This is a genomic window from Actinomycetospora chlora (assembly GCF_039542135.1).
GTDB classification, from domain to species: domain Bacteria; phylum Actinomycetota; class Actinomycetes; order Mycobacteriales; family Pseudonocardiaceae; genus Actinomycetospora; species Actinomycetospora chlora.
The window spans coordinates 66,167-89,219 of record NZ_BAABHO010000023.1; the positions used below are offsets into that span (position 1 = coordinate 66,167).

A 23,053-nucleotide genomic window follows, 5' to 3' on the forward strand; every position below is an offset into this window, starting at 1 on the left:
ATCGTGCGCCCCTACGGCGCGAGGCGCTCCACGACCCACCCCGTCTCGGTGCGCCGGAAGCGGATCCGGTCGTGCAGCCGGTCGGTGCGGCCCTGCCAGAACTCGACGTGGGTCGGCGCCAGGCGCCAGCCGCCCCAGTGCGCGGGCGCCGGGATCTCCTCGACGTCGGCGAAGCGCTCGGTCACGGTCGCGAGCAGCTCGTCGAGCGCGGCGCGGTCGCGCACGACCGCCGACTGCGGCGACGCCCACGCGCCGAGCTGGGACCCGCGGGGACGCGTGCGCCAGTAGGCCGCGGTCTCCTCGCGCGAGAGCAGCTCGACCGTGCCGATCACCGTGGCCTGGCGCTGCAGCGCGATCCACGGGAACGTCGCCGAGGCCTGGCGGGTCTGGCGCAGCTGGTGGCTCTTCTCCGAGGTGTAGTTGGTGAAGAACGTGACCCCGTGCGCGTCGACGTCCTTGGCGAGCACGGTGCGCGTCGTGAGCCGGTGCTCCTCGTCGCCGGTGGCCAGCACCATCGCGTTGGCGTCGGGCAGCCCGGCCTCGCGGGCGGCCCCGATCCAGGCGAGCAGCTGCTCGTGCCAGGTGGGCGCGACGTCGGCGACGTCGAGCGTCGCCGACCGGTAGTCCTCGCGCATGCCCGACAGGCCCGCGTGCGGTTGCTGCGTCACGCGGCGCACCGTAGGCGACGGCGCCCCGCACACCACGTGAGCAGGGACACAAGCGCCGTCGTTGCCCGTCGGTGCGCCCGCGGAGCACGGTTCTGCTGGGTACGTCCGATCCGCCGGACCCGGCGGTGCGACGGCCCTTCGGGCAGCGGGGCCCGACCGGGACCCGCGCGCGACGCGAGGAGGACCCGTGACGACTGCCGCTCCCGCCGTTCCCCCGCCGCCCCCGGGGTTCTCCCCCGGGCTCGAGGGCGTCGTCGCGTTCCGCACCGAGATCGCCGAGCCCGACCGCGACGGCGGCGCGCTGCGCTACCGCGGGGTCGACATCACCGAGCTGGCCGGCCGCGTCGGGTTCGGCGACGTGTTCGGGCTGCTCGTCGACGGCGACCTCGGCCGGCCGCTGCCGCGCGAGGAGGCCGGGCTCGAGCCGCCGTTCAGCGGCGACGTGCGCGTCGACGCCCAGGCCGGGCTGGCCCTGCTCGGCGCCCGCTGGACCCTGCCACCGCTGCTCGACGCCACGCCCGAGCGCGCCCGCGACGACCTCGCGCGCAGTGCGGCCGCCGCGCTCGCGCTGGTCGCCCGCTCGGCACGGGGCGACGGGCTCCCGGCCGTGCCCGAGAGCGACCTCGCGTCGATCGACGACCCCGTCGAGCGGTTCCTGACCCGCTGGCGCGGCGAGGCCGACCCCACCCACGTCCGGGCGCTCGACGCCTACTGGGTCTCGGCCGCCGAGCACGGCATGAACGCCTCCACGTTCACCGCCCGCGTGGTCGCCTCGACGGGCGCCGACGCGGCCGCGGCGCTGTCCGCGGCCGTCGGCGCGATGTCCGGCCCGCTGCACGGCGGTGCTCCGGCACGCGTGCTGCCGATGATCACCGAGGTCGAGCGGACGGGCGACGCCGACGCCGTCGTCGCCGGCATCCTCGACCGCTCCGAGCGCCTCATGGGCTTCGGCCACCGTGTCTACCGCGCCGAGGACCCCCGCGCCCGCGTGCTGCGCCGCACCGCCCAGGAGCTGGGCGCGCCGCGCTACGAGGCGGCCGCCGCGCTCGAGGCCGCGGCGCTGGCCGCGCTGCGCGAGCGCCGGCCCGACCGCGCGATCGAGACCAACGTCGAGTTCTGGGCGGCGGTGATGCTCGACCTCGCGGGCGTACCGGCGGCCGTGATGCCGGCGATGTTCACCTGCGCACGGACCGCCGGCTGGGCCGCGCACGTCCTCGAGCAGCGGCGCACGGGGCGCCTCGTACGGCCGTCGGCCCAGTACATCGGCCCGGAGCCCCGGGCCGTCGGGACGGTGGCGCGCTCGGCCTGAGCCCGGGGCCGCACCCCCGGACGTGGCCCACGCGACAGCACCCGCGGACGGTCGCTGGGACACTGACCGCCGTGACCACCTCGACCGACACGCTGCAGATTCCCGCCGAGCTCCTGCCCAGCGACGGGCGGTTCGGGTGCGGGCCCTCGAAGGTGCGCCCCGAGCAGCTCGCCCACATCGCCGAGAGCGCGCAGGTGATGGGGACGTCGCACCGGCAGAAGCCGGTCAAGTCGATCGTCGGCCGGATCCGCGCGGGGCTGCGGGACCTGTTCTCGCTGCCCGACGGCTACGAGGTCGTCCTCGGTGTCGGCGGCACCACCGCGTTCTGGGACGCCGCCGCCGCCGGACTGGTGCGCGAGCGCAGCCTGCACCTGACCTACGGCGAGTTCTCCTCGAAGTTCGCCTCGGTGACCAAGGGCGCGCCGTTCCTCGCCGACCCCATCGTCGTCTCCGCCGACCCGGGCAGCGCCCCCGAGCCGACGTCCGACCCGAGCGTCGACCTCATCGGCTGGGCGCACAACGAGACGTCCACGGGCGTCGCCGTCCCGGTGACGCGGCCCAGCGGCTCGGGCGACGCGCTCGTCGCCGTCGACGCCACCTCCGGCGCCGGCGGCCTGCCCGTGCAGATCAGCGAGTCCGACGTCTACTACTTCGCGCCGCAGAAGTGCTTCGCCTCCGACGGCGGGCTCTGGATCGCGATCATGTCGCCGGCCGCGCTGGAGCGCGTCGAGCAGATCGACACCGACCGTCCGGGCGGGCGCTGGATCCCGGAGTTCCTGTCGCTGCCGACGGCGCTGGACAACTCCCGCAAGGACCAGACCTACAACACCCCGGCGGTGGCGACGCTCCTGCTGCTCGCCGACCAGATCGAGTGGATGAACGCCGGCGGCGGCCTGGACTGGACCACCGCGCGCACGAAGGACTCGTCGGACCGGCTCTACACGTGGGCGGAGCAGTCGTCGTTCGCGACGCCGTTCGTCGCCGACCCGGCCCACCGCAGCCAGGTCGTGGGCACCGTCGACTTCTCCGACGACGTCGACGCCGCCGCGATCGCGTCGACGCTGCGGGCCAACGGCGTCGTGGACACCGAGCCCTACCGCAAGCTCGGCCGCAACCAGCTGCGCGTCGGGATGTTCCCCGCGGTCGAGCCGGACGACGTCACCGCGCTGACCCGCTGCATCGACTGGGTCGTCGAGCACCAGTGACCAGCTGACTGGTCCGAACGGGGGAGATGCGGGCGCCCCACGCGTCCCGCCCGTGTTCACCGTCCACAGAGACAGGTGGCACGGGCGGCGCGCCTCCCTCGTCCGAGGAGATCCCTCGCCTAGCGTCGGTGGGCGAGCACCGCACCCCACCCGACGTCCGGGGTCCGGGTTCGCGAGCCGACGGGGAGGCCTGATGCGTCAGCTGCGCGTCGTCGGCCTGGGAGACGACCACGAGACCGTGATCCTCGAGGACCCGATCCGCCACGAGCGCTTCGTGGTGACCGGGGACGAGCGCCTGCGGGCCGCGGCCCGGGGCGATGTCCGCCGGCTCGGGCAGATGGAGATCGAGGTCACCAGCCCGCTGCGCCCGCGCGACATCCAGGCGCGGGTGCGCGCCGGCGAGTCGGTGGACGACGTCGCCGCGGCCGGCGGGGTGAGCGTCGCGCACGTCGAGCGCTTCGCGTACCCCGTCCTGCTCGAGCGCGCCCGGGTCGCCGAGATCGCGCGGCGGGCGCACCCCGTGCTGCCCGCCGACCCCACGCGCACCGAGGGCCGCACGCTCGGCGAGATCGTCTCCGCGACGTTCCTCGCCCGCGGCCGCGACCTCGACGACGCCCGCTGGGACGCCCACAAGGCCGAGGACGCCCAGTGGGTCGTGACGCTCTCGTGGCAGGCGGGCCGCTCGGACAACGTGGCCCGCTGGACGTTCCGCCCCGGGCCCTCCGGCGGCGTCGTCGACCCGCGCGACGACCCGGCCCGCGAGCTGCTCGGGCAGGACCCGGTGGCCGGCGGCCCGCGGCGGGTCGACACCCCGACCACCCCGGCGCCCCAGTCCGCACCCGTCGAGGCGCCGGCCGAGGAGACGCCCGCGCTGGCCGTCTCCGGCGACACCGCTCCCGCCCGGCGCGCCACGGCGCACGGCGCCCACACCGGCAGCGGGCACGCCAGCTCCGGCCCCTCGGGGACGCGGCGGGCCGCGCGCGGCGCGGCCCGGCGCGGCACCCGCCCGCCCCGCGGTACGGCGGTGCCCGACGAGCACGTGCCCGCCCCGCGCACCGCCCGCCGGGAGGACGCCCCGGACACCCCGCCGGTGACCGAGCCGGCGACCGAGCCCGTCACGACCCCGGTCCCGGACGCCGCGGCGGCCGAGACCCCCGAGACCGGGCGTCGCGGCAAGCGGTCGCACCCGATCGTCCCGTCGTGGGAGGACGTCCTGCTCGGCACGCGCTCGCCGCGGACCTGAGCCCGGTCAGAAGGCCGCCACGGCCAGGAAGACCAGGGCGACGCCGGTGCCGGCGAACGTGCCGTAGACCGCCCACCGCCACGTCGGCACCCGGCGGTTGAGCCACAGCGCGGGCACCAGTCCGGCGACGACCGCGGCGTCGACGAGCAGCCCGAGGACGCCCAGCCCGGTGATCAGCGGGGCGGCGAGGGCGAGGTTGGCCAGCAGCACGACGCCGGCGACGAGCACGGTGAGCACCAGGCCCACGCCCCACGGGGTGGGCTCGGCGGCCACCGCCTCGGGGGTCAGCGCGCCCTGCTCCACCGGCGGCGCGCTCCCACCGGCGGCGGCCGCGGTGTCGCGGGGGCGCAGGGGCGGCACCGGCGGCGGGTGCGGGGTCCGCGTCACCGCCCGCAGGGCGACGCGGTGCCCGGTGACGGGGTCGAGGTAGTCGACGGGGGCGGCGAGCTCCACCGACATCCGCGCGGCGAGACGCCGGCCGCGGCGGCTGATCGCGGCGGCCTCCCCGTCGGGGCCGGGACCTCCGGCCGGTACCGGCGCCGGCAGCGACGCCGCCACCCGCGCCCACTCCTGCAGGGCCTCCACGAGGTCGGGCGGCAGGCCCCACGTGCGCCCGTCGGGCCCGTGGGCGGACAGCGGCACCCCGGCGACCAGGGGCCGGCCGCGCACCGCGCGGAGCTCGACCACCCTCACGAGCCGCCGCCGGTGGCGTGGAAGGCGACGGCGGCGGCCGTGGCGACGTTGAGGGAGTCGACGTCGCCGGCCATGGGGATGCGCACGCGGACGTCGGCGAGGTCCAGGGCCTCCTCGGAGAGCCCCGGGCCCTCGGCCCCGAGCAGCAGCGCCAGCCGGTCGCGGCCGGCCACCGCCCGCAGCGCGGCGGGGTCCCCGCCCGGGGTCAGGGCCGCGAGCGTGAAGCCGGCGTCACGCAGCGCCGCGACGGCCGGGGCCAGCCCGCACGCGACGAAGGGGACGCGCAGCACGTGCCCCATGGAGACGCGCACGCTGCGCCGGTAGAGGGGGTCGGCGCAGCCGGGGCCGACGAGCACGGCGTCCACCCCGAGCGCGGCGGCGTTGCGGAACAGTGCCCCGAGGTTCTCGTGGTCGTTCACGCCCTCGAGCAGCGCGACCCGCCGCGCCGTGGCGAGCAGCGCCGGCAGGTCGGGGGCGGGGGCGCGGTCCGCGCTGGCGAGGACGCCGCGGTTGAGGTGGAATCCGACGACGTGCGCCATCGTGTCCGCGTCCGTGACGTAGGCGGGCACGTCGGCGGGCACGTGGGGGCCGCGCAGGTCCCCGGCGAGGTCGGAGATCCGGCGGGCCACCCCGAGCAGGGCCCGGGGCGGGTAGGGCGAGGCGAGGAGGCGGCGCACGACGACCGTGCCCTCGGCCAGCACGAGCCCGCGCCCCCCGGGGCGGTCGGGCCGGCGGTCGGCGCGCGCGAGGTCGCGGAAGTCGGCGAGCCGCGGGTCCGCCGCGTCGTCGACCTCCACCACACGCGCCACGTGCGTATCGTCCCAGACCCCGACGACGCGGTCGGCGGCCGCCGACGCGAGGTATGGCGAGGGCGACCCGGGGCACCCGGGCCCGACGCGGACGGGAGCCCGTCGGAGCGAGCCGGAGCGATGAGCAGCGGAACGGAACCCCCCGGCGGCGGCCGGGGACGTGGGAGGCTGGGGCCGTGAGCGAGATGCGGGTGGTCGGCGTGCTGGCCGTGGACGACGCGACGCAACAGGGCGGCTCGTCGGGCGGTGGCGAGAGCCGGCACCCGGTGGTCCTCCTGCAGGAGACCGACGGCAAGCGGTGCCTGCAGATCTGGATCGGGCTGGCCGAGGCCGAGGCCATCGCCCTCGAACAGCAGGGCCGGCTCCCCGAGCGCCCGCTGACCCACGTGCTGATCTCCGACGTCGTGTCCGCGCTCGGCCGCCGTCTCGAGCGGATCGAGATCACCGAGGTCCGGGGCGGCACGTTCTACGCCGACCTCGTCTTCGACGGGGGCCTGCGGGTCTCCGCGCGGCCCAGCGACTCGATCGCCATCGCGCTGCACGCCGACGTGCCGATCCACGCCACCGAGGGCGTCCTCGACGACGCCGGCGTGGTGGTCGAGGACGACGAGTCCGAGGAGACCCCGGCCGGCGGCAGTGCCGCGAGCAGCGACGACGACGAGGTGGACCGCTTCCGCGCGTTCCTGGACAACATCTCGCCGGAGGACTTCGGGCGCAGCGGTTAGCCGCCGATCACGAGGGGTCGGTGAGGCGCGGATCACGCGGGTGAGAGGTCACCGTCCGGCGCCCAGCGGTCGACCTTCCCGGTGCTCTACGCTGAACGGACGCTTTCCACGGGCGGGCGGCGCCGGTGGGTGGCGTGTCCCCGCGGGCTGTGTCAGCGTGACCGGTCGTCGGGGTTCGCGTGGGGTCCGCGGCGCCGATGAGCGTCACGGTGACAGGTCGGATCGTGGACGGGAGCCGGGCGGGTAATGGGCCAGCACCTCACCGCCACCCTCTTCACCGCCTCGGACCAGGCCCGGTACCGCCACCGCATCCACCGGTGCCTCGAGGCGTTCGGGCGGATGATCAGCGAGGGCCGGTTCGCGGGGGCGGAGCCGAGCACAGGCGTCGAGCTCGAGCTGGCGCTGGTCGACCAGGAGATGCGCCCGGCGATGCTCAACCACGCCGTGCTCGACCGGTCGGCGTCGGACGTCCTGACCTCCGAGCTGGGCCGCTGGAACCTCGAGATCAACCTGCCGCCGCGCCTGCTGCCCGGCGCGACCGCGCGCGACCTCGAGCAGGACATGCTCGACGCGGTCACCAACGCCGGCGACTGCGCCGCGCCCGTCGGCGCCCACGCGGTGACGATCGGCATCCTGCCCACCCTCGCCGCCGAGCACCTCGCGTCCGATCAGCTCACCGAGGACCCGCGCTACGCCCTGCTCAACCGGCAGATGCTCACCGCGCGGGGCGAGCCGTTCCGCCTCGACATCACCGAGCCGCCGGCGTCGCGCCACGGCCCGCTCGACGGCGCCGCGGCCGAGCACCTCGTTCTCGACGTCGACTCGATCGCCCCCGAGGCGGCCTGCACCTCCCTGCAGCTGCACCTCCAGCTCACCCCGGAGACGTTCCCCGCCTACTGGAACGCCGCCCAGGCCGTCGCGGGCCTGCAGGTGGCGCTGGCGGCGAACTCCCCGTTCCTGCTCGGGCGGCGGCTCTGGGCCGAGACCCGGGTGCCGCTGTTCACCCAGGCCGTCGACACGCGGCCGGTCGAGCTGCGCAACCAGGGCGTCCGGCCGCGGGTGTGGTTCGGCGACCGGTGGACGCAGTCGGCCTACGACCTGTTCGAGGAGAACGTCCGCTACTTCGGCGCGCTGCTCCCCCTGGCCGAGGACGAGGACCCGTTCGCCGAGCTCGACGCCGGCCGGGCCCCGAGCCTGCAGGAGCTGCGGCTGCACAACGGCACGGTGTGGCGGTGGAACCGCCCGGTGTACGACGTCGCCGACGGCGTCGCCCACCTGCGCCTGGAGAACCGCGTGCTGCCCGCCGGCCCCACCGCCGTCGACGCCGTGGCCAACGCGATGTTCTTCTACGGGCTCATCCGCGCGCTCGCCGAGTCGGACCGGCCGCCGTGGCAGCTGATGTCGTTCGACGCGGCCGAGGCCAACTTCACCGCCGGCGCCCGCCACGGCATCGAGGCCGCCCTCTACTGGCCCGGCGTCGGCACCGTCCGCGCCGACGAGCTCGCCCTGCGCCGCATGCTGCCGCTGGCCCAGGAGGGCCTGGCCGCGTGGGGCGTGGACGGCCCGGCGATCGACCGCTACCTGTCGATCATCGAGCGGCGCTGCGTGCGCCGGTGCACGGGCGCGACCTGGCAGGTCCGTGCCGTCGCCGACGCCGAGGCCCGCGGCCTGGACCGCTCCCACGCGATCCTCGAGATGATGCGCTGCTACCTCGAGGGCATGGAGGCCAACGAGCCCGTGCACGACTGGCCCGACGTCTAGCGCTCCGCCCGGTGGAACACCACCCGCCCGACGGCGCGGGTCCGGCGGGCCACGGCGTCGACGCCGGTGAACCCGGCGTCGCGCAGCATCGTCGCGACGCGGTCCGCGTCGACGAGGTGCGGTTCCGGGTGCCCGGCCCCGGCCCCGTGGTCGTGGCCGTGCTCGTGCCCGCCCCGGTGGCGCCGCGCGACCCGGCCGACGATGCCGGGGTCGGCGGCGTCGGGATCGGCGAGGTGGAGGCTCCCGCCGGGCCGCAGCACGCGGTGGGCCTCGGCGAGCATCGCGTGCTGCTCGTCCGGCGGCAGGTGGTGGAACATGAACGACGACAGCACCCGGTCCACCGAGCCGTCGGGCCGCGGCAGCGCGTCGGCGTACCCGCGCTCGAGGTGCAGCGTCGCGCCCTGCCGCTCCGCCTTGCGCGCCGCCAGCTCGAGCACCGACGGGTCGGGGTCGAGGCCGACGAAGGTCGCGCCGGGCGCGACGCGGGCGGCGAGCAGGAGCACCTCACCGGTGCCGACGCCGACCTCGAGCACGGTCTGCCCGGGCGCGACGCCGGCCTGCGCGACGAGCTGCCAGTGGAGCGGGCGCGCCCCCAGCAGCCGCGCGTAGGCGTCGTAGAACGACGTCGGCATCCCGTGGCCCGTCGCCGGCAGGAACGGGCGCTCGCCGGCGGGCGCGGTCTCGGACACGGTGGCCTCCCTGGTCGGTGGGGACGATCGTCGGGTGAGCACCTCTACCCTCGAACGCGGGTGACCTGCGAACAAGGGACGGAGTGCGGCCGTGACGGGACGATCCTCGGTGCCGCTCATGGGCTACCCGCGCGTCCCCGGCGCCCCGCCGGTGACGGTGCAGCGCTGGGACGGCGGCACGCCCCGACCCGGGCCGGCGCTCCCCGGCGCCCACGCGCACGACTTCCTCGTGCTGCTGCACGTCGAGCGCGGGCACGGGCCGGTGCGGGTCGACGACCGGGAGATCGAGCTCGGGCCCGGCGACGTCCTGGTCGTCGCGCCCGGCGCCGTCGTCACCCCGTCGGAGACGGTGGTGCCCGCGGACGGCCTCGCGTGGACGGTGTTCTTCCCGGCGGACGCGGTCGACCCGGCCGGCCCGGCGCCGCTCGTGTCGTGGCGGGCGCACCCCCTGCTGGCGCCGTTCGTGGGCGGCCAGGCCGGGGCGCAGCGCCTGACGGTGCCGCCGGACGAGCGCGCGGCGTGGCGGGCCGGGCTGGAGGCGCTCGCCACCGAGCTCGACGAGCGCCGCGACGGCGTCGCCGAGGCCGTCCGCGCCCACCTCACGCTGCTGCTCGTGCGGCTGGGCCGCCTGGAGGTCGACGTCGCGACCGCGCTGGCCGACCGCCCGGTCCTGGCGGCGGTGTTCGAGGTGCTGGAGCGGCGCTTCGCCGAGCCGGTCACCCCGCAGGACGTCGCCCGCGAGGTCGGGCTCACCCCGGGGCACCTGACGACGCTGGTCGGGCGGGAGACCGGGCGCACGGTCGGGCAGTGGCTCACCGAGCGACGGATGCGCGAGGCGCGGCGCCTGCTCGCCGGCACGGACCTCACGGTCGCCGCCGTGGCCGGGCGCGTCGGCTACCGGGACCCGGGCTACTTCGTGCGGCGGTTCCGTCGCGAGCACGGGGTGCCGCCCCGGGCGTGGCGGGAGGCGTCAGGCGGGTGACGCCGCGGGACGTCGCCGCCGCGCCAGCAGCCAGAGGCCGGCCACGACGGCGGCCAGCGCCGAGAGCGCCCCGCCGAGCCAGAGCGGCGCGCGCCCGCCGAGTTGCTCGGCGAGCCAGCCGAGCGCCGGGCCGCCCACGGGCGTGCCGCCGAGCATGACGAGCATCCACAGGCCCATCACCCGGCCGCGCACCGACTCGTCCACCCCGAGCTGCACCGCGGCGTTGGCGGCGCTCGTGAACAGCAGCTGGGCGGCCCCGGTGGGCACCAGCAGCAGCGCGACCAGGGCGTAGGTGGGCATCAGACCGGCCGCGACCTCGCAGAGCCCGAAGACGACGCCGGCGCCCACCACCGTGCGCAGGCGCGGACGGCCGACCCGCCGCGCGGCGGTGAACGCCCCGAGCAGGCAGCCGACGGCCAGCGCCGAGGTCAGCAGGCCGTAGGACTCGGCGCCGCGGCCGAACACGTTGCGGGCCATGATCGCGAGCGTCACGAAGAAGTTGATGCCGAGCGTCGAGACGAAGAAGGCGAGCACGAGCAGCAGCACGACGTCCGGATGGCGACGGACCTCCCGCAGCCCGGCCCGGATCGCGCCGCGCTCCCGCGGGGCGCGGTCGAGCACGAACATCTCGGCCTGGCGCATCATCGCCAGGCCGGTCAGCACGGCGGCGAACGTGATCGCGTTGAGCAGGAACACCCAGCCGGTGCCGACCGCGGCGATGACGAGGCCGGCGATCGCCGGGCCGAGCACGCGGGCGGTGTTGAACGTCATCGAGTTGAGGGCGACGGCGTTGGCCAGCGCGCCGGACCCGACCATCTCCCCGGCGAAGGACTGGCGCACGGGCCCGTCGAGTGCGGAGAAGACGCCGAGCAGCACGCACAGCACGTAGACCTGGGCGAGGGTGACCGCGCCCGACACGTCGAGCAGCCCGAGCACGAGCGCGCACACGCCCATGGCGACCTGCAGGCCCATGAGCAGGCGGCGCTTGTCGTAGCGGTCGGCGATGGCGCCGCCCCACAGCGAGAGCAGCAGCGTGGGGCCGAACTGCAGGGCCGCGGCCACGCCGAGCGCGACGGGGCTGCCGCCGGAGAGCTCGAGGACGAGCCAGTCCTGGGCGACGCGCTGCATCCACGTCCCCACCAGGGAGACGACCTGGCCGGAGGCGAACAGCCGGTAGTTGCGCACCCGCAGCGCGGCGAACGTGCCGCCGAGACGTCCGCGGGACCGTGCCGAGGGGGCGGTGTCGACCTCGCTCACCGTCGTCCCCTCACACTCGTGAGCTTACCTAAGTACCTCGGACCGGGTGGATCAGCGAAGTGCCGTCACGGACGCTGAGTGTCCGCAACGGCACTTCGCTGACACCGGGGGCGCTCAGGACTTGGTGTCCTCGAGGGCGAAGCCGATCTTGAGCGTGACCTGGAAGTGGCCGACCTCGCCGTCCTGGACGTGACCGCGGATCTCGGTGACCTCGAACCACTCGACCTGGCGCAGGGTGCTCGACGCCCGGCGGATCGCGCCGCGGATCGCCTCGTCGACGCTCTCCGCCGAGCTGCCGACGATCTCGGTCTTGCTGTAGGTGTTGTCCGCCACGCAGGGCTCCTTCGCGCTGGTCGGGAGTCGAATCGTTGTCCGTCGAACCGATACCCGTTCTCCCCCGGACGTCCACCTGACGCCGCCCGGGGCGCCGGTCACGCCGGTCACGCCGGCCGCGGCCGGACGTGGTCGACGGCGGCGTCGAGGGCGAGGGCGAGGACGTGGAGGTCGCGGTGGAGCCGGGCGAGCATCAGACCGCCCTGGACGGCGGCGAGCACGCCCACGGCCATCTCGGCCGCGTCGCGCCCCGCATCGACCGTGCCGTCGCGCTGGCCCGCCACGAGCAGGGCGGCGATGCGGTCCTGCCACCGCGCGAAGGCCGCCGCCTGGTGCTCGCGCCAGCGCGGCTCCGCGTCGACCTGGCCGCTGAAGACCCCGAGGGGGCAGGCGAACGGGCCGCCGCCGTCGCGGTGGAGCTCGTAGAGCGCGGCCGCCCAGGCCCGCACATCACCGCCGCCGGCCAGGCCGGGCTGGGCGGCGAGCACCCGCTCGAGCTGGCGGTCGATGACCGCGAGCACGAGGTCGGACTTGCCCTCGAAGTAGTGGTAGAGCTGCGACTTCCCCGTGCCGCTCGCCCGCAGCACGTCGCCGAGCCCGGTGGCCGCGATGCCGCGGGAGTGCATGAGGTCCGCCGCGGCGTCGACGATCGCGTCCCGGCTGCGCCGCCCGCGCGCCGTGGGCGGACGCGTCCCCGTCGTGCTCACCCGTCCGCCGCCACGTACTCGATTGTACCGATAGGTACAGTTCGCGCTAGGGTCCGCCCATGACGACCGCGCGCCCGGCCGACCCGGCGCCACCGCCACCCGAGCCCGAGTACGGGTTCCCGCAGGCCCTGTGGCGGGGTCTGGGCCGGATCCCCGTGCCGCCGCCGCTGTCGCCGCGCACGTGGCGCAGCCCGCTGCGCGGCCGCTGGCTGACGTCGGTGTTCGGGCTGGTGCTGCTCGTCGGGCTGCCGATCGTGATCATCACGGGGCTGCTGTCCTACGTCGCGTACGGCCCGCAGTTCGGCCAGGCCATCCCCGGCGACGTCGGCTACCTGCGGCTGCCGCCGTTCGACTGGCCGGCCTCGCCGTCGTGGCTCTACCGCCTGACGCAGGGCCTGCACGTCGGGCTGGGCCTGGTGCTCGTGCCGGTGGTGCTGGCCAAGCTGTGGTCGGTGGTCCCGAAGCTCTTCGCCTGGCCCCCGGTGCGCTCGATCGCGCAGCTCCTCGAACGGATCTCGCTGCTCGCCCTGGTCGGCGGCATCCTGTTCGAGCTGGTCACCGGCATCATGAACATCCAGTACGACTACTCGTTCGGCTTCGACTTCTACACCGCGCACTATTGGGGCGCGTGGGTGTTCATCGCCGGGTTCGTCGTCCACGTGCTGATCAAGCTGCCGACGATGGTGCGCGCGCTGCGCACGGGCGCGCCCGGGCGCTGGCTGCACGACTCGGTGTCCGAGACCGTGCCCGAGCCGCCCGACGACGAGCCGGGGCACACCCTCGTCGCCACCGCGCCGAGCCCGCCGACGATGAGCCGGCGCGGGCTGATCGGCACGGTCGCCGGCGGCAGCGCCCTCGTGGCCGTGCTGACCGTCGGGACGACGGTCGACCCGCTGCGCCCGCTCGCGCTGCTCTCGCCGCGCGGGCGCTCCTACGGCACCGGGCCCAATGACTTCCAGGTCAACCGCACCGCCTTCGCCGCGGGGATCGGGCCGAACGTCGGGGACGGGTACGCACTCGTGCTGCGCGGCGGCCCGGCCGGCGAGGTCCGACTGGACCGCGCGGCGCTCGCCGCCCTGCCCCAGCACACCGCGACGCTGCCCATCGCCTGCGTCGAGGGGTGGTCGGAGACGCGGGTGTGGAGCGGCGTGCGGCTGCGCGACCTCGCGGCCCTGGCGGGGGTGCCGGAGCCGGCGAACGCCCTCGTCCAGTCACTGGAGCGCGCCGGCCCGTTCGCGCGGGTCACGCTGCAGGGCAACCAGGTGCTCGCCGACGACGCGCTGCTCGCCCTGCGTGTGGGCGACGACCCCGAGGTCATGGCCGACCTCTCGCTGGACCACGGGTTCCCGGCGCGCGTGATCGTCCCGGCCCTGCCCGGGGTGCACAACACCAAGTGGGTGGGCACGATCGACTTCCGGAGCTCGTGATGGCCTGGTTCCGACGGTTCTACGGCGAGAACCCGATGCACCTGCTCGCGCTGCTCGGGTGCTTCGCGCTGGTCGGGGCGGTGGTGCTCGAGCTCTACCCGAACCCGAGCGCACCGCTGATCCTGCTCTGGTTCGTGGCGGCGGTGATTGCCCACGACCTGGTGCTCTACCCGCTCTACGCCCTGGCCGACCGGTCGCTCGTGCTGACGCGCTGGGTGCGCCGGCGCGTGTCGGCGCGGGCGGTGAGCGTCGCGGCGACCAACCACGTCCGGCTGCCCGTGATGGGGTCGGCGCTGGTCGGGCTCATCTGGCTGCCGACGATCTCCGGGCACGCGGCGTTCGTGGCCTACTTCGCCTCGGACCTGCCCCCGACCGTCGACTTCGTCGAGCGCTGGTTGCTCATCACCGCGGCGCTGTTCCTGCTCAGCGCCGTGGTCTACGCCGTGCGCCTGGGCCGCGCCGCCGTCCGCGAGCGAGCCTCGTGAGCACTACTGGCTGGTATCGCTCGCTGAGCGAGCGATACCAGCCAGTAACCGCCGTGTTCGGGGACGGGACCGGGGTCAGGCCTGGGCGAGCGCCGGGGCCGGCTCGGCGTCGGGGAGCTCGGCCTCCTTCTCGCGGATGATCGGCAGCACCTTCTCGCCGAACTGCTCGATCTCCTCCTTCACGTGCAGGAAGCACAGGAGGTTGAGGTCGACGCCGAGCTTCTTGTACTCGATGACGCGGTCGGCGACCTGCTCGGCGGTGCCGATCAGCTGGGTCTTGAAGCCGTCGTTGTACTGCACGAGGTCCTCGAACGACGACTCCGCCCACATGCCCTTGCCGTCCGACGCCGAGGCACCGGCCTGCTGCACGGCCTGGCGGAAGCCCTCCACCTGCTCGACGTTGGCCTTCGCCACGATCTCGCGCAGGGTGTCGCGGGCCTCCTTCTCGGAGTCGCGGACGATCATGAACCCGTTGAGCCCGAAGTTCACGGTGCGGTCGTTCGCCGCGGCCTCGGCGTTGACGTCGCGGAGCTGCTCGACGACGCCGTCGAAGTCCTTGCCGTTGGAGAAGTAGAAGTCCGAGACGCGCCCGGCCATCTTCCGCGCGGCCGTCGAGTTGCCGCCCTGGAAGATCTCCGGGTGCGGGCGCTCCGGGGTGTTCAGCGGCTTGGGCTTCAGCGTGTAGTCGTGGAACCGGTAGAAGTCGCCGCGGAACGTGAAGTCGTCCTCCTCCCAGATGCCCTTGAGGCACCGGATGAACTCCTCGGTGCGCCGGTAGCGCTCGTCGTGCTCGAGCCACGGCTCACCGAAGGCGGTGAACTCGCCCTTGAACCAGCCGGAGACGACGTTGGTGGCGAAGCGACCGTTCGTGAGGTGGTCGGCGGTGGCACCGAAGTTGGCGAAGACGCCCGGGTGCCACATGCCGGGGTGCACGGCGGCCATGACCTTGAGGCGCTCGGTGGCCATCATGATCGCGAGGGACAGCGAGGTCGACTCGTGCTGGTACTCCGCGGAGTAGCTGGCCATGTACCGGACCTGGGAGAGCGCGAACTCGAACCCGGCGTTCTCGGCCGCGATCGCGGTGTCGCGGTTGTAGTCCCAGTTCCAGTCGGTGCGCTGCTCGATCCCGCTGGTGACGAGACCGCCGGAGACGTTGGGGACCCAGTAGGCGAAGCGGAGCGGGGCGGTGGGGGTGCCGACGGACACGGCGGGGTGCCTCCTCGTCGAGGGGACGCGCGGGAGCGCGGGGGAAACGGGCAGGAGAGGACGAACGGGCTCAGCGACAGAGAGACGTCGCGAGCTTCCCGTGGTCGACGTGCCGACGGCGCGTCAGGAGTGCCCAACCCATTGCGGGCGACGCTCCCGGTACCGGGCGACCCTGTCAACCGGTGACCGGGCCGCGTCACACCGTACTCAGGGCCGGCGCCACACGTCGCGGTCGTGGAGCAGCTCGATCTGCTTCTCGGTGACCTCGCGCCGGTAGTCCGCGTGGTCGTAGGGCGCGCGGTCGAGGTAGAGGTTCTTCGGGTAGATCGGCTCGCGGTAGATCGCCCGGTACTGCTCGGTGGTGAGGTCCTTGAGCCAGTTGCCGAACTGCGCGCGGGCCCGGAAGTCGCGCAGCGCCCCGATGTCGATCGTGCCGGCCAGGTAGGTCGAGTGCCCCGCATAGCCGACCTCGCCGACCACCTGGCCGCGGTAGTCGCAGATCATGCTCGGCGAGCCGAACGTGTCGATGGGGACGTCCGAGTCGGTGTGCAGGTAGTAGGTGCCGACCTGGTTGGCGACGACGTACATGTTGTTGTCGAGCGCCCGGGCCCGGTTCTGGATCTCGTAGAAGCCGTTGCCGGCGTGCGGGTGCGGGTAGGGGCCGCGGTAGGCGACCTCGCAGCCGTTCATCGCCAGGCCCCGCGCGTTCTCGGGGTACGACGCCTCGTTGGCCATCATGATCCCGAGGCGGCCGATCTCGGTGTCGGCCACCGGGTAGAACGCGTCGAGGCCGTCGCCGTAGAGCTCGACCCATCGGTCCCACACGTTGTGCGGTGTCACCGAGTGCTCCACCGGCTGCAGCGGGACGACCTTGTAGTGGGTCAGCACGATCTCCTGCTGCGGCGAGATCGCGAACCCGATGTTGAAGAACCGTCCCGGGAACTCGGGGTGGCGCGCCTTCGCCGTCGCCACCACGTACGCGTCGTAGGTCGCGGCCAGCCGGCCCAGCGCGTCGGTCTCCGGCCCGGGGACGTCGATGGCGCACTCGCGGGCGAACCACTCGTGGTCGTGGTCGAGGACCTCGTCGTTGAAGCCCTGCAGCGCGCCCTCGGGGATGGTGATGAGCCGGACCGGCAGCGCCATCGCCGAGAGCCACGACGCGGCCTTCGCCAGGTGCTCGAGGTGCTCGAGGTTGACCTTGATCTCGTCGCGGTGGCGGATGCCACGCATGGTCGGGACGAGGCCGACCACCTGGTAGGGCTCGATCACGCCCCCGAGTAGCTCACAGCCCGAACAGCACCCGCAACGGGGTGACCGCGAAGTAGAGGACGAACGCGACGGCGACGACCCACATCAGCGGGTGGATCTCGCGGGCGCGGCCGGTCGCGGTGCGCAGCAGCACCCACGTGATGAAGCCGGCGCCGATGCCGTTGGCGATCGAGTACGTGAACGGCATGACGACGATCGTCAGGAACACCGGCAGGGCGACCGAGAAGTCCGACCACTCGACGTCGCGCACGCCGCCGATCATCAGCGCGCCGACGATGACCAGGGCGGGCGCCGCCGCCTCGACCGGGACGATCTCGTAGAGCGGGGTGAAGAACATCGCGGCCAGGAACAGCAGGCCGGTGATGATGTTGGCGAGCCCCGTGCGCGCGCCCTCGGCGATGCCCGAGGCCGACTCGACGAACACGGTGTTGGAGCTCGAGGAGGCCACACCGCCGGCGATCGCGCCGGCGCCCTCGACGACCAGCGCCCGCCCGACCCGGGGCAGCTGCCCGTTCTCGTCGAGCAGGCCGGCCTGGCGGCCGAGGCCGGTCATGGTGCCCATCGCGTCGAAGAAGTTGGCGAGCACGAGGGTGAAGACGAGCAGCGTCACCGCCAGCGCGGGCAGGCGCGCGAAGGCGCCGAACGAGACGTCGCCGACCAGCGAGAGGTCGGGCAGCGAGACGATCGACGACGGCAGGCCCGGGTAGCCGAGGTTCCAGCCCTTGGGGTTGGTGCCGTTGGACGGCCCGGCCTGCACGATCGCCTCGACGATGATCGCCAGGACGGTGGTGCCCAGCACGCCGAGCAGGATGCCGGCGCGCACGCCGCGGGCGACGAGCACGCCGGTGAGCAGCAGGCCGACGCAGAAGACGGCCGTGGGCCACGACGCGATCGAGCCCTCGATGCCCAGACCCACCGGGACCGTGGTGTTCGCCGCGTCGGGCAGGCGGCGGACGAACCCGGAGTCGACGAGGCCGATGAAGGCGATGAACGCGCCGATCCCCGCCGCGATCGCGATCTTGAGGGGATCGGGGATGGCGTTGAACACCGCCGTCCGGAACCCGGTGAGACCGAGGATCACGATGATGATGCCGTTGACGACCACCAGGCCCATGGCCTCGGGCCAGCTGACCTGCGGGGCGATCGTCACCGCGACCAGGGTGTTGATCCCCAGGCCGGTCGCCATCGCGAACGGGAAGTTCGCGACCAGCCCGAAGACGATCGTCATGACGCCGGCGACCAGCGCGGTCACGGCCGCGACCTGCGGCACCGTGAGTGTCGCGCCGAGGACGTCGCGCTTGGCCGACGGGGACGCCGGGTCGAGGCTGCCGAGGATCAGGGGGTTGAGGACCACGATGTAGGCCATCGTCACGAAGGTGACGACGCCCCCGCGGACCTCGCGGCCGACGGTGGTCCCGCGCTCGTCGAGCCGGAAGTAGCGCTGCAGCACGGCGCGCAGGCTAGCCGGATCACGCTCTCCTCATGTGCGTGATCTTCCGCGCACGTAGGGTGCCGGCGTGGCCCGCCTCGACCTGCACGCGGAGCCGCCGCCCCTGCCGCGGCGGCTGACCGATCCCGTGCCGATGGTGCTGGCGGGCTCGGCCGTGTGGCTCGCGGTGGCGGTCGTGCTGGGGCTGCTCGCCGCCACCGGCGTCCGGCCGCTGGACGTGTGGTTCGCCGCCGCGCTCTGCGGCGTCGCGCTCGGCGCGATCGGGCTCGGTGTCCTCGCGCTCCAGCGGCGCGCCCTGCGCCGCGGCGTCAAGGGCGCCCAGAAACTCTGATCAGCCAGAAACTCTGATCAGCCAGGAGCCCTGATCAGCCCGCGAGGGCGGCCAGGAGCCCGCGCACCGGGTCGTCGGTGTGCACGACGCCGTCGCCGTCCACCCACGCCGACGGCGTGTGCTCCACCGGGGCGCCCCCGCGCTCGTCGTCGACGACGAGCACGCGCAGCCGGTCGTGCAGCACCAGCGCACCGTCGGGCACCGGGTGCCCCAGCGCCGCCGCCCAGGCGACGACGGCCGGGATCGCCGCCCACGGCACCGCGCGCCCGCCGTCGCGGACCGTGACGCGCAGGCGCTCCGAGGCGGGGGCCAGGTCGAGCAGGTCGGCGAGCAGCGCGGGGTCGCCGGCGCCGGGCAGCACCAGCACGCCGGGCGGCAGGACGGCCGCGAGCTGGGCGCGGTCGAGCACGGCGGGCGGGACGTCGCGGCCCGGGTCGGCGTCGTGCACGAGGCCGTCGGCGGTGCGGACCCGGTCGGGCGGGTCGACGTCGGCCACGGTGACGCGGCGGGCCGCGACGGCGTCCGCGAGCGCGGCGTGCGCGCCGGCGGCGATCGCGGGGGTCACGACGCGGCCGGGGTCGGCGAGGCGGTCGAGCAGGTCCGCGGCGTCCTCCGGACCGCCCACCCGCGGGCGCGTGCGCACCCCGATCGCCGCCAGGAAGGCCGGGTCGAGGCGGGCGGCGACGGCGTCGGGGACGGGGTCGTAGAGGCCCTCGACGGCGCCCGCCCCCGGCAGGCGCCAGGCGGTGGGCGCCCGCCCGGCCAGGCGGCCGTGCCGCCCGAGCCACCAGGCGGTGTAGGGCTGCGGGCCCTCGTGGTCGGCCCCGACCGGCCGGGCGCCCAGCGCCTCGCGGACCTCCCGGTCGCCGGCGAGCACCGGCCAGGCGTCGTCCCAGCGGTCGGGCGCGACGAGCTCGAGGTCGCGGACGGCGACGAGCGGTGCCCCGATCTCGTCGAGACCGTCCACCTCGTCGGCCCACCACGTCTCCTCGTCGTCGAGGTCGTGGTCGGGTCCGGTGGGGGCGTCGTCGCGCAGGACGGCGAAGCCGTCGAGGACGCCGAGCGCGACGAGGGCGGGCCGCGGGTGGGCCTCCGCGACGGCCGGGTCGAGCACACCGAGCGGGCCGTCGGGGTCGACCAGCCCGCGCAGCAGGCCGTCGGGCAGCACCAGCTCGTCGGCGCGCCGGTACCCGCCGCCGGCGTCCCGCAGCGCCAGGGCCCCGAGCGCGCGGTCGACCTCGCCGCCACGGGCGACCAGGTCCAGCACGAGGGCGGCGAGCGCGTCGAGCGCGTCGAGCGCGTCGGGGTCTGCGCCGGCCTCGGCCTCGTCGACCGAGCGGTCCACGGCCTCGCGCAGCGCGGGGTCGGCCAGCAGCGCGGGCCCGTCGACGGGGCGGGCGCCGAGCGCGACGAGCAGGTCGCGGGCGGCCGGATCGTCGTCGAGGCCGGTCGCCGCCACGCGCAGGCCGGGGACGCCGGCCGCGGCGAGGCGCCCGGCCAGCGGCACGTGGACGCCGGGCCGCAGCACGCCGCGCATACCGTGGACGACGCGGCCGTCGGCCAGGCGCACCCCCAGCGCGTCGAACTCCTCGCGGGCGGCGGGCGTCGCGAGCGCGGGCACGGTGGCGAGCCCGCCCAGCAGCGCACCCCACCACGCCACGGGCCGGTCGAGCCCGGCCAGCGCGTCCACCAGGGCGGCCGGCCCGACGCGGGTGACGCCCTCGCCGGCCAGCGCCGCGGCGCGCCGGCCCCCGGCGAGGCGCGGGTCGACCGGCAGCAGGAGGACGGCGTCGAGCAGGTCGGCGACGGCGTCGAGCAGGGGGTCGAGGTCCAGGACGCGCGCCGCCGCGGGCGCGAGGTCGCCGCCGGCGACGGCGGGCAGCCAGGCCGCGGTGAGCAGCGCGGCGAGGACGCCGTCGCGCAGGGACGCGTCGACCGCCGAGGCCGGCAGCGCGGGCCGCGGGACGAGGTCCGGGCGCTCGTCGGCGAGCCGGGCGGCCACCAGCGCCCGGTAGTGCGCGGCCGCGGCGGCGAGGACGTGCTCGGTGACGGCGCCGGCGCGGACGTGGCGGCGGTCGGGGTCGAGCGGGACGGTCGCGAGCAGCCGCGCGGGCAGGGTGGTGCGCTCGGCGGTGGGGGTCGGCGCGTGCAGCACGTCGGGGCGCTCGGGCCCGAACGGCGCGTCCGCCGGCGCCGCCCACGTCGCCCGCCATCCGGGACGGGCCCGGTCCTCGACGGCGAGGTCGGCGAGCAGCGCGGGCGGCACCGTGCCCGCGGCGTGCACCACGTGCCAGCGCCGCTCACCGACGACGACCGCGTCGGGCTCCTCGGTGCGGGCCACCTCGGCGTCGGGCAGGTCGACCGCGCGCAGCGCCGGGAGCGCGAGCAGCAGGTCGGGCGCCTGCGCGGCGGCGAGCGCGAGCAGGACCGCCGGGTCGGTGCCGGGGCGCAGCGGGAGCCGGACCTCGGTGTCGGTGCCGGCCGGCGGGGCCAGCTCGCCGGGCGCGGTCGCCCACACCAACCGCAGCGCGGGTGCGGCGCCGTCCCGGCGGGCGAGCTCGTCGGCCGCGGCGTGCACCACGGCCTCGGCGACCGCGCGGGCGGTGCGCGCCCGGTCGAAGGCCACCCCGGCCGTCGCGCCGTCCGGGGTGCGGGTGACCACGCGCGGGGCGTCGCTGATCGCGGTGACCGCGGCGAACCCCACCCCGAAGCGTCCGACGCCCCCGCCGTCCCGCTTGGCCGACGCGCGCAGCGACGCCAGCGCGGCGACGCCGTCGGCGTCCAGCGGCGCACCGGCCCCGGCCACGAGCAGCTCGCCCTCGACGACCCGGACCCGCAGCACCGTCGTGGTCCCGGCGCGCTCGGCGGCGTCCGCGGCGTTCTGGGCGAGCTCGACGAACCAGCGGTCGCGGTAGCCCCCGCGCAGGAGGTCCTCCTCGGCGTTCGCGTCCTCGCGGAAGCGGGCCGGCGACGCGGCCCAGGCGTCGAGGACGGCACGCCGCAGGGCGGCGGTACCGAAGGGGTCCGGGGTCACGGACGCCGTGTCCCCGCTCTCCACGGGTCTCAGCTGCGTGCGGCGGTGGTCTCGGACTCCATCTCGACGCCGTCGTCGTAGACGAGGTCCGCCACGGCCACGATCGAGCCGCTGTCGACCTGCAGCTCCGAGTGCCCGCCGCAGCCGTACTCGGCGTGCACGACGTGCCCGTCGGCGGGCACGTTGCCGTTGCCGCAGACCCCGAACGCGGCCCGCAGCGAGCCCGCCACCGGCAGGTAGAACCCGCAGGTGCCGCAGTGCGCCGACGCGGCGCGGGCCATCTCGGTGCCGGGCCCGAAGTCGCCGTCCGACCAGCGCACCGCCGCGTCCAGGCGGCCCTCGCGGCTCATGACGCGCGGGCGGCCCATGCCCAGCTCGTCGCCGACCTCGCGGACGCCCGGACCGGCCGCGTCCGCCTCGGCGCCCTCCTCCTCGTCGGGGTCGAGGGCGGCGTGGGCCGGGACGAGGCGCTCGTCGTCCTCCTCGACCGGCAGGAGGTCGCCCGGGCCGAGGTCCTCGGCGCGCAGCCGCTCCGTCCAGGGCACCCACGCCGGCGCCACCACGGAGTCCGGCCCCGGGAGCAGCACGACCTCGCTGACCGTGACGTCGCCGTCCGGTCCGGCGACGGTGACCGCCCAGTACCAGCCCCGGTAGCCGGGCTTCTCGGCGGCGAAGTAGACGGTCGCGGCGTCGGGCACGTCCTCCGGGCGCACCGCGACGACGTCGCCGACCTGGCCGGCGTCACCGTCGGCGATGTCGACCGCCGCGGCGCGCGCGAGGTCCTGCGCCGCGGCGAGGTGGGGGGCGACGGTCTCTGGCGGATCGGCGAGCTCGGGCACCACGACGTCGATTGTGCCGGTCACCCGGTGGTGCGCGACATGCGGGCGACGTTGTCCGGGGTGCCGCACGTGGGCGGGCAGGGGTAGGTGAAGCGGTAGGTGAGCGTGGCGCCGCTCAGCGTCAGCGTCGCGGTCCCCGACGACACGCACGTGCCGGCGTTGGTCTCGGCGGTCATGGCGACCGTGACGACCTGGCCGGCCACCCCCGTCAGCACCCCCGCGAACGAGCAGCCCTCGGTGGGCAGGGCGATCGTCGCCACCCGCTCGCCGACGTCCCCCTCCCGCAGCGAGACCCGCACCTCGGCGCGGGTGGTCTCCGACCCGGTGCCCTGCCAGTCGCCCCGCATCGACACCGGGACACCGGTGACCCCGCCCGTCGCGGTGCTCGTCGGCGGGGCCGCGGACGAGCCGGCGGGCGGGCCGGGCGGGGTCGTCGCCGGGGCGGCGGTGGCCGGGGCGGGCGCGGGGGCCGCCCCGGGGGCGACCAGCAGGACGGCGACGAGCACCGCGAGGACCGCGACCAGCGCGCCGACCAGCGGGAGCACCCAGCGGGCGCGCGCGGGCGGGGGCGCGGGCGGCGGGGCCCAGGCCGGGTGGCCCGGCGGGGGCGGGTACGCCGGCCAGCCGGCGG

The 23,053-nt window shown here is 75.7% G+C and carries 21 protein-coding genes and 1 pseudogene; 9 read left to right on the top strand and 13 right to left on the bottom strand.

Going from position 1 to position 23,053, the window contains the following annotated elements; translation table 11 throughout:
• Positions 1 to 11: 11 nt before the first annotated feature.
• A complete protein-coding gene (pdxH, locus tag ABD994_RS15780; protein ID WP_425550069.1) occupies positions 12 to 677 on the bottom strand; it encodes a pyridoxamine 5'-phosphate oxidase in 666 nt (221 codons plus the stop codon).
• A gap of 178 nt (positions 678 to 855) precedes the next feature.
• Between pdxH and ABD994_RS15785 the strand changes: the two genes are divergently transcribed.
• The 3 genes from ABD994_RS15785 to sepH all read left to right on the top strand — a co-directional run bounded on the left by ABD994_RS15785 (position 856) and on the right by sepH (position 4,425).
• On the top strand, positions 856 to 1,977 hold the full coding sequence (locus ABD994_RS15785) for a citrate synthase 2 (RefSeq protein ID WP_345416524.1): 1,122 nt from the start codon (positions 856 to 858) through the stop codon (positions 1,975 to 1,977).
• 71 nt (positions 1,978 to 2,048) lie between these two features.
• On the top strand, positions 2,049 to 3,182 hold the full coding sequence (gene serC / locus ABD994_RS15790) for a phosphoserine transaminase (RefSeq protein WP_345416527.1): 1,134 nt from the start codon (positions 2,049 to 2,051) through the stop codon (positions 3,180 to 3,182).
• Between the two features lie 193 nt (positions 3,183 to 3,375).
• Entirely contained in the window at positions 3,376 to 4,425 is a 1,050-nt protein-coding gene (sepH, locus tag ABD994_RS15795) for a septation protein SepH (protein WP_345416530.1), read from the top strand.
• Positions 4,426 to 4,431: 6 nt separating this feature from the next.
• Here the strand turns inward: sepH and ABD994_RS15800 are convergent, their stop codons facing one another.
• A complete protein-coding gene (locus tag ABD994_RS15800; RefSeq protein ID WP_345416533.1) occupies positions 4,432 to 5,112 on the bottom strand; it encodes a DUF2537 domain-containing protein in 681 nt (226 codons plus the stop codon).
• 2 nt (positions 5,113 to 5,114) lie between these two features.
• Entirely contained in the window at positions 5,115 to 5,927 is an 813-nt protein-coding gene (locus ABD994_RS15805; protein WP_345416536.1) for a TrmH family RNA methyltransferase, read from the bottom strand.
• A 176-nt stretch (positions 5,928 to 6,103) separates the two neighbouring features.
• Here ABD994_RS15805 and ABD994_RS15810 point away from each other — a divergent pair, with 176 nt between their 5' ends.
• Both ABD994_RS15810 and ABD994_RS15815 read left to right on the top strand, forming a co-directional pair.
• Positions 6,104 to 6,652, top strand: a complete 549-nt coding sequence (locus ABD994_RS15810; RefSeq protein ID WP_345416539.1) for a bifunctional nuclease family protein — start codon at positions 6,104 to 6,106, stop codon at positions 6,650 to 6,652.
• A gap of 246 nt (positions 6,653 to 6,898) precedes the next feature.
• Entirely contained in the window at positions 6,899 to 8,413 is a 1,515-nt protein-coding gene (locus tag ABD994_RS15815) for a glutamate-cysteine ligase family protein (protein ID WP_345416542.1), read from the top strand.
• Here the strand turns inward: ABD994_RS15815 and ABD994_RS15820 are convergent.
• Entirely contained in the window at positions 8,410 to 9,102 is a 693-nt protein-coding gene (locus ABD994_RS15820) for a class I SAM-dependent methyltransferase (RefSeq protein ID WP_345416545.1), read from the bottom strand. The two genes, ABD994_RS15815 and ABD994_RS15820, sit on opposite strands and share 4 nt — an antisense overlap.
• 91 nt (positions 9,103 to 9,193) lie before the next feature.
• Between ABD994_RS15820 and ABD994_RS15825 the strand changes: the two genes are divergently transcribed.
• Entirely contained in the window at positions 9,194 to 10,084 is an 891-nt protein-coding gene (locus ABD994_RS15825) for an AraC family transcriptional regulator (RefSeq protein WP_345416548.1), read from the top strand.
• Here ABD994_RS15825 and ABD994_RS15830 read toward each other — a convergent pair.
• The 3 genes from ABD994_RS15830 to ABD994_RS15840 form a co-directional block, all read right to left on the bottom strand.
• Entirely contained in the window at positions 10,073 to 11,341 is a 1,269-nt protein-coding gene (locus ABD994_RS15830) for an MFS transporter (protein WP_345416550.1), read from the bottom strand. The genes ABD994_RS15825 and ABD994_RS15830 overlap by 12 nt on opposite strands.
• Positions 11,342 to 11,455: 114 nt before the next feature.
• Positions 11,456 to 11,674, bottom strand: coding sequence for a dodecin (locus ABD994_RS15835; protein WP_345416553.1), 219 nt, complete (start codon positions 11,672 to 11,674; stop codon positions 11,456 to 11,458).
• A 107-nt stretch (positions 11,675 to 11,781) separates the two neighbouring features.
• Positions 11,782 to 12,381 (bottom strand): TetR/AcrR family transcriptional regulator, encoded by a 600-nt coding sequence (locus ABD994_RS15840; RefSeq protein WP_345416556.1) that lies wholly within the window; start codon positions 12,379 to 12,381, stop codon positions 11,782 to 11,784.
• A 59-nt stretch (positions 12,382 to 12,440) separates the two neighbouring features.
• Here ABD994_RS15840 and ABD994_RS15845 point away from each other — a divergent pair, with 59 nt between their 5' ends.
• Complete coding sequence (locus ABD994_RS15845; RefSeq protein ID WP_345416559.1) at positions 12,441 to 13,808, top strand: molybdopterin-dependent oxidoreductase; 1,368 nt, start codon at positions 12,441 to 12,443, stop codon at positions 13,806 to 13,808.
• Complete coding sequence (locus ABD994_RS15850; protein WP_345416562.1) at positions 13,808 to 14,293, top strand: hypothetical protein; 486 nt, start codon at positions 13,808 to 13,810, stop codon at positions 14,291 to 14,293. Before ABD994_RS15845 ends, ABD994_RS15850 begins: the two co-directional genes overlap by 1 nt.
• A gap of 75 nt (positions 14,294 to 14,368) precedes the next feature.
• Here the strand turns inward: ABD994_RS15850 and sfnG are convergent, their stop codons facing one another.
• The 3 genes from sfnG to ABD994_RS15865 form a co-directional block, all read right to left on the bottom strand.
• Positions 14,369 to 15,499 carry a dimethylsulfone monooxygenase SfnG gene (gene sfnG / locus ABD994_RS15855; RefSeq protein ID WP_345416566.1) on the bottom strand — a complete coding sequence of 377 codons (1,131 nt, stop codon included), beginning with the start codon at positions 15,497 to 15,499 and terminating at the stop codon, positions 14,369 to 14,371.
• Between the two features lie 207 nt (positions 15,500 to 15,706).
• A complete protein-coding gene (locus tag ABD994_RS15860) occupies positions 15,707 to 16,768 on the bottom strand; it encodes a nitrilase-related carbon-nitrogen hydrolase (protein WP_345416569.1) in 1,062 nt (353 codons plus the stop codon).
• A gap of 13 nt (positions 16,769 to 16,781) precedes the next feature.
• A complete protein-coding gene (locus ABD994_RS15865) occupies positions 16,782 to 18,227 on the bottom strand; it encodes an NCS2 family permease (RefSeq protein ID WP_345416590.1) in 1,446 nt (481 codons plus the stop codon).
• A 58-nt stretch (positions 18,228 to 18,285) separates the two neighbouring features.
• Between ABD994_RS15865 and ABD994_RS15870 the strand changes: the two genes are divergently transcribed.
• Positions 18,286 to 18,549: a DUF2530 domain-containing protein gene (locus tag ABD994_RS15870; protein WP_345416572.1), complete on the top strand. Its 264-nt coding sequence runs from the start codon at positions 18,286 to 18,288 to the stop codon at positions 18,547 to 18,549.
• 34 nt (positions 18,550 to 18,583) lie between these two features.
• On the opposite strand, the gene ABD994_RS15875 is transcribed toward ABD994_RS15870, so the two are convergent.
• From ABD994_RS15875 to ABD994_RS15885, 3 genes and pseudogenes are all read right to left on the bottom strand, one after another.
• Positions 18,584 to 21,583, bottom strand: a complete 3,000-nt coding sequence (locus ABD994_RS15875) for a sacsin N-terminal ATP-binding-like domain-containing protein (RefSeq protein ID WP_345416579.1) — start codon at positions 21,581 to 21,583, stop codon at positions 18,584 to 18,586.
• A gap of 29 nt (positions 21,584 to 21,612) precedes the next feature.
• Positions 21,613 to 22,446: a DUF3027 domain-containing protein gene (locus ABD994_RS15880; RefSeq protein ID WP_425550070.1), complete on the bottom strand. Its 834-nt coding sequence runs from the start codon at positions 22,444 to 22,446 to the stop codon at positions 21,613 to 21,615.
• Positions 22,443 to 23,053, bottom strand: a pseudogene (locus ABD994_RS15885) (hypothetical protein); the annotation flags it as partial. The gene ABD994_RS15880 and the pseudogene ABD994_RS15885, both read right to left, overlap by 4 nt.

Excerpts from the sequence above, each read along its gene's own strand:
- sepH (WP_345416530.1), top strand. The coding sequence starts at position 3,376 with ATGCGTCAGCTGCGCGTCGTCGGCCTGGGAGACGACCACGAGACCGTG.
- ABD994_RS15815 (WP_345416542.1), top strand. The coding sequence starts at position 6,899 with ATGGGCCAGCACCTCACCGCCACCCTCTTCACCGCCTCGGACCAGGCC.
- ABD994_RS15845 (WP_345416559.1), top strand. The coding sequence starts at position 12,441 with ATGACGACCGCGCGCCCGGCCGACCCGGCGCCACCGCCACCCGAGCCC.
- ABD994_RS15850 (WP_345416562.1), top strand. The coding sequence starts at position 13,808 with ATGGCCTGGTTCCGACGGTTCTACGGCGAGAACCCGATGCACCTGCTC.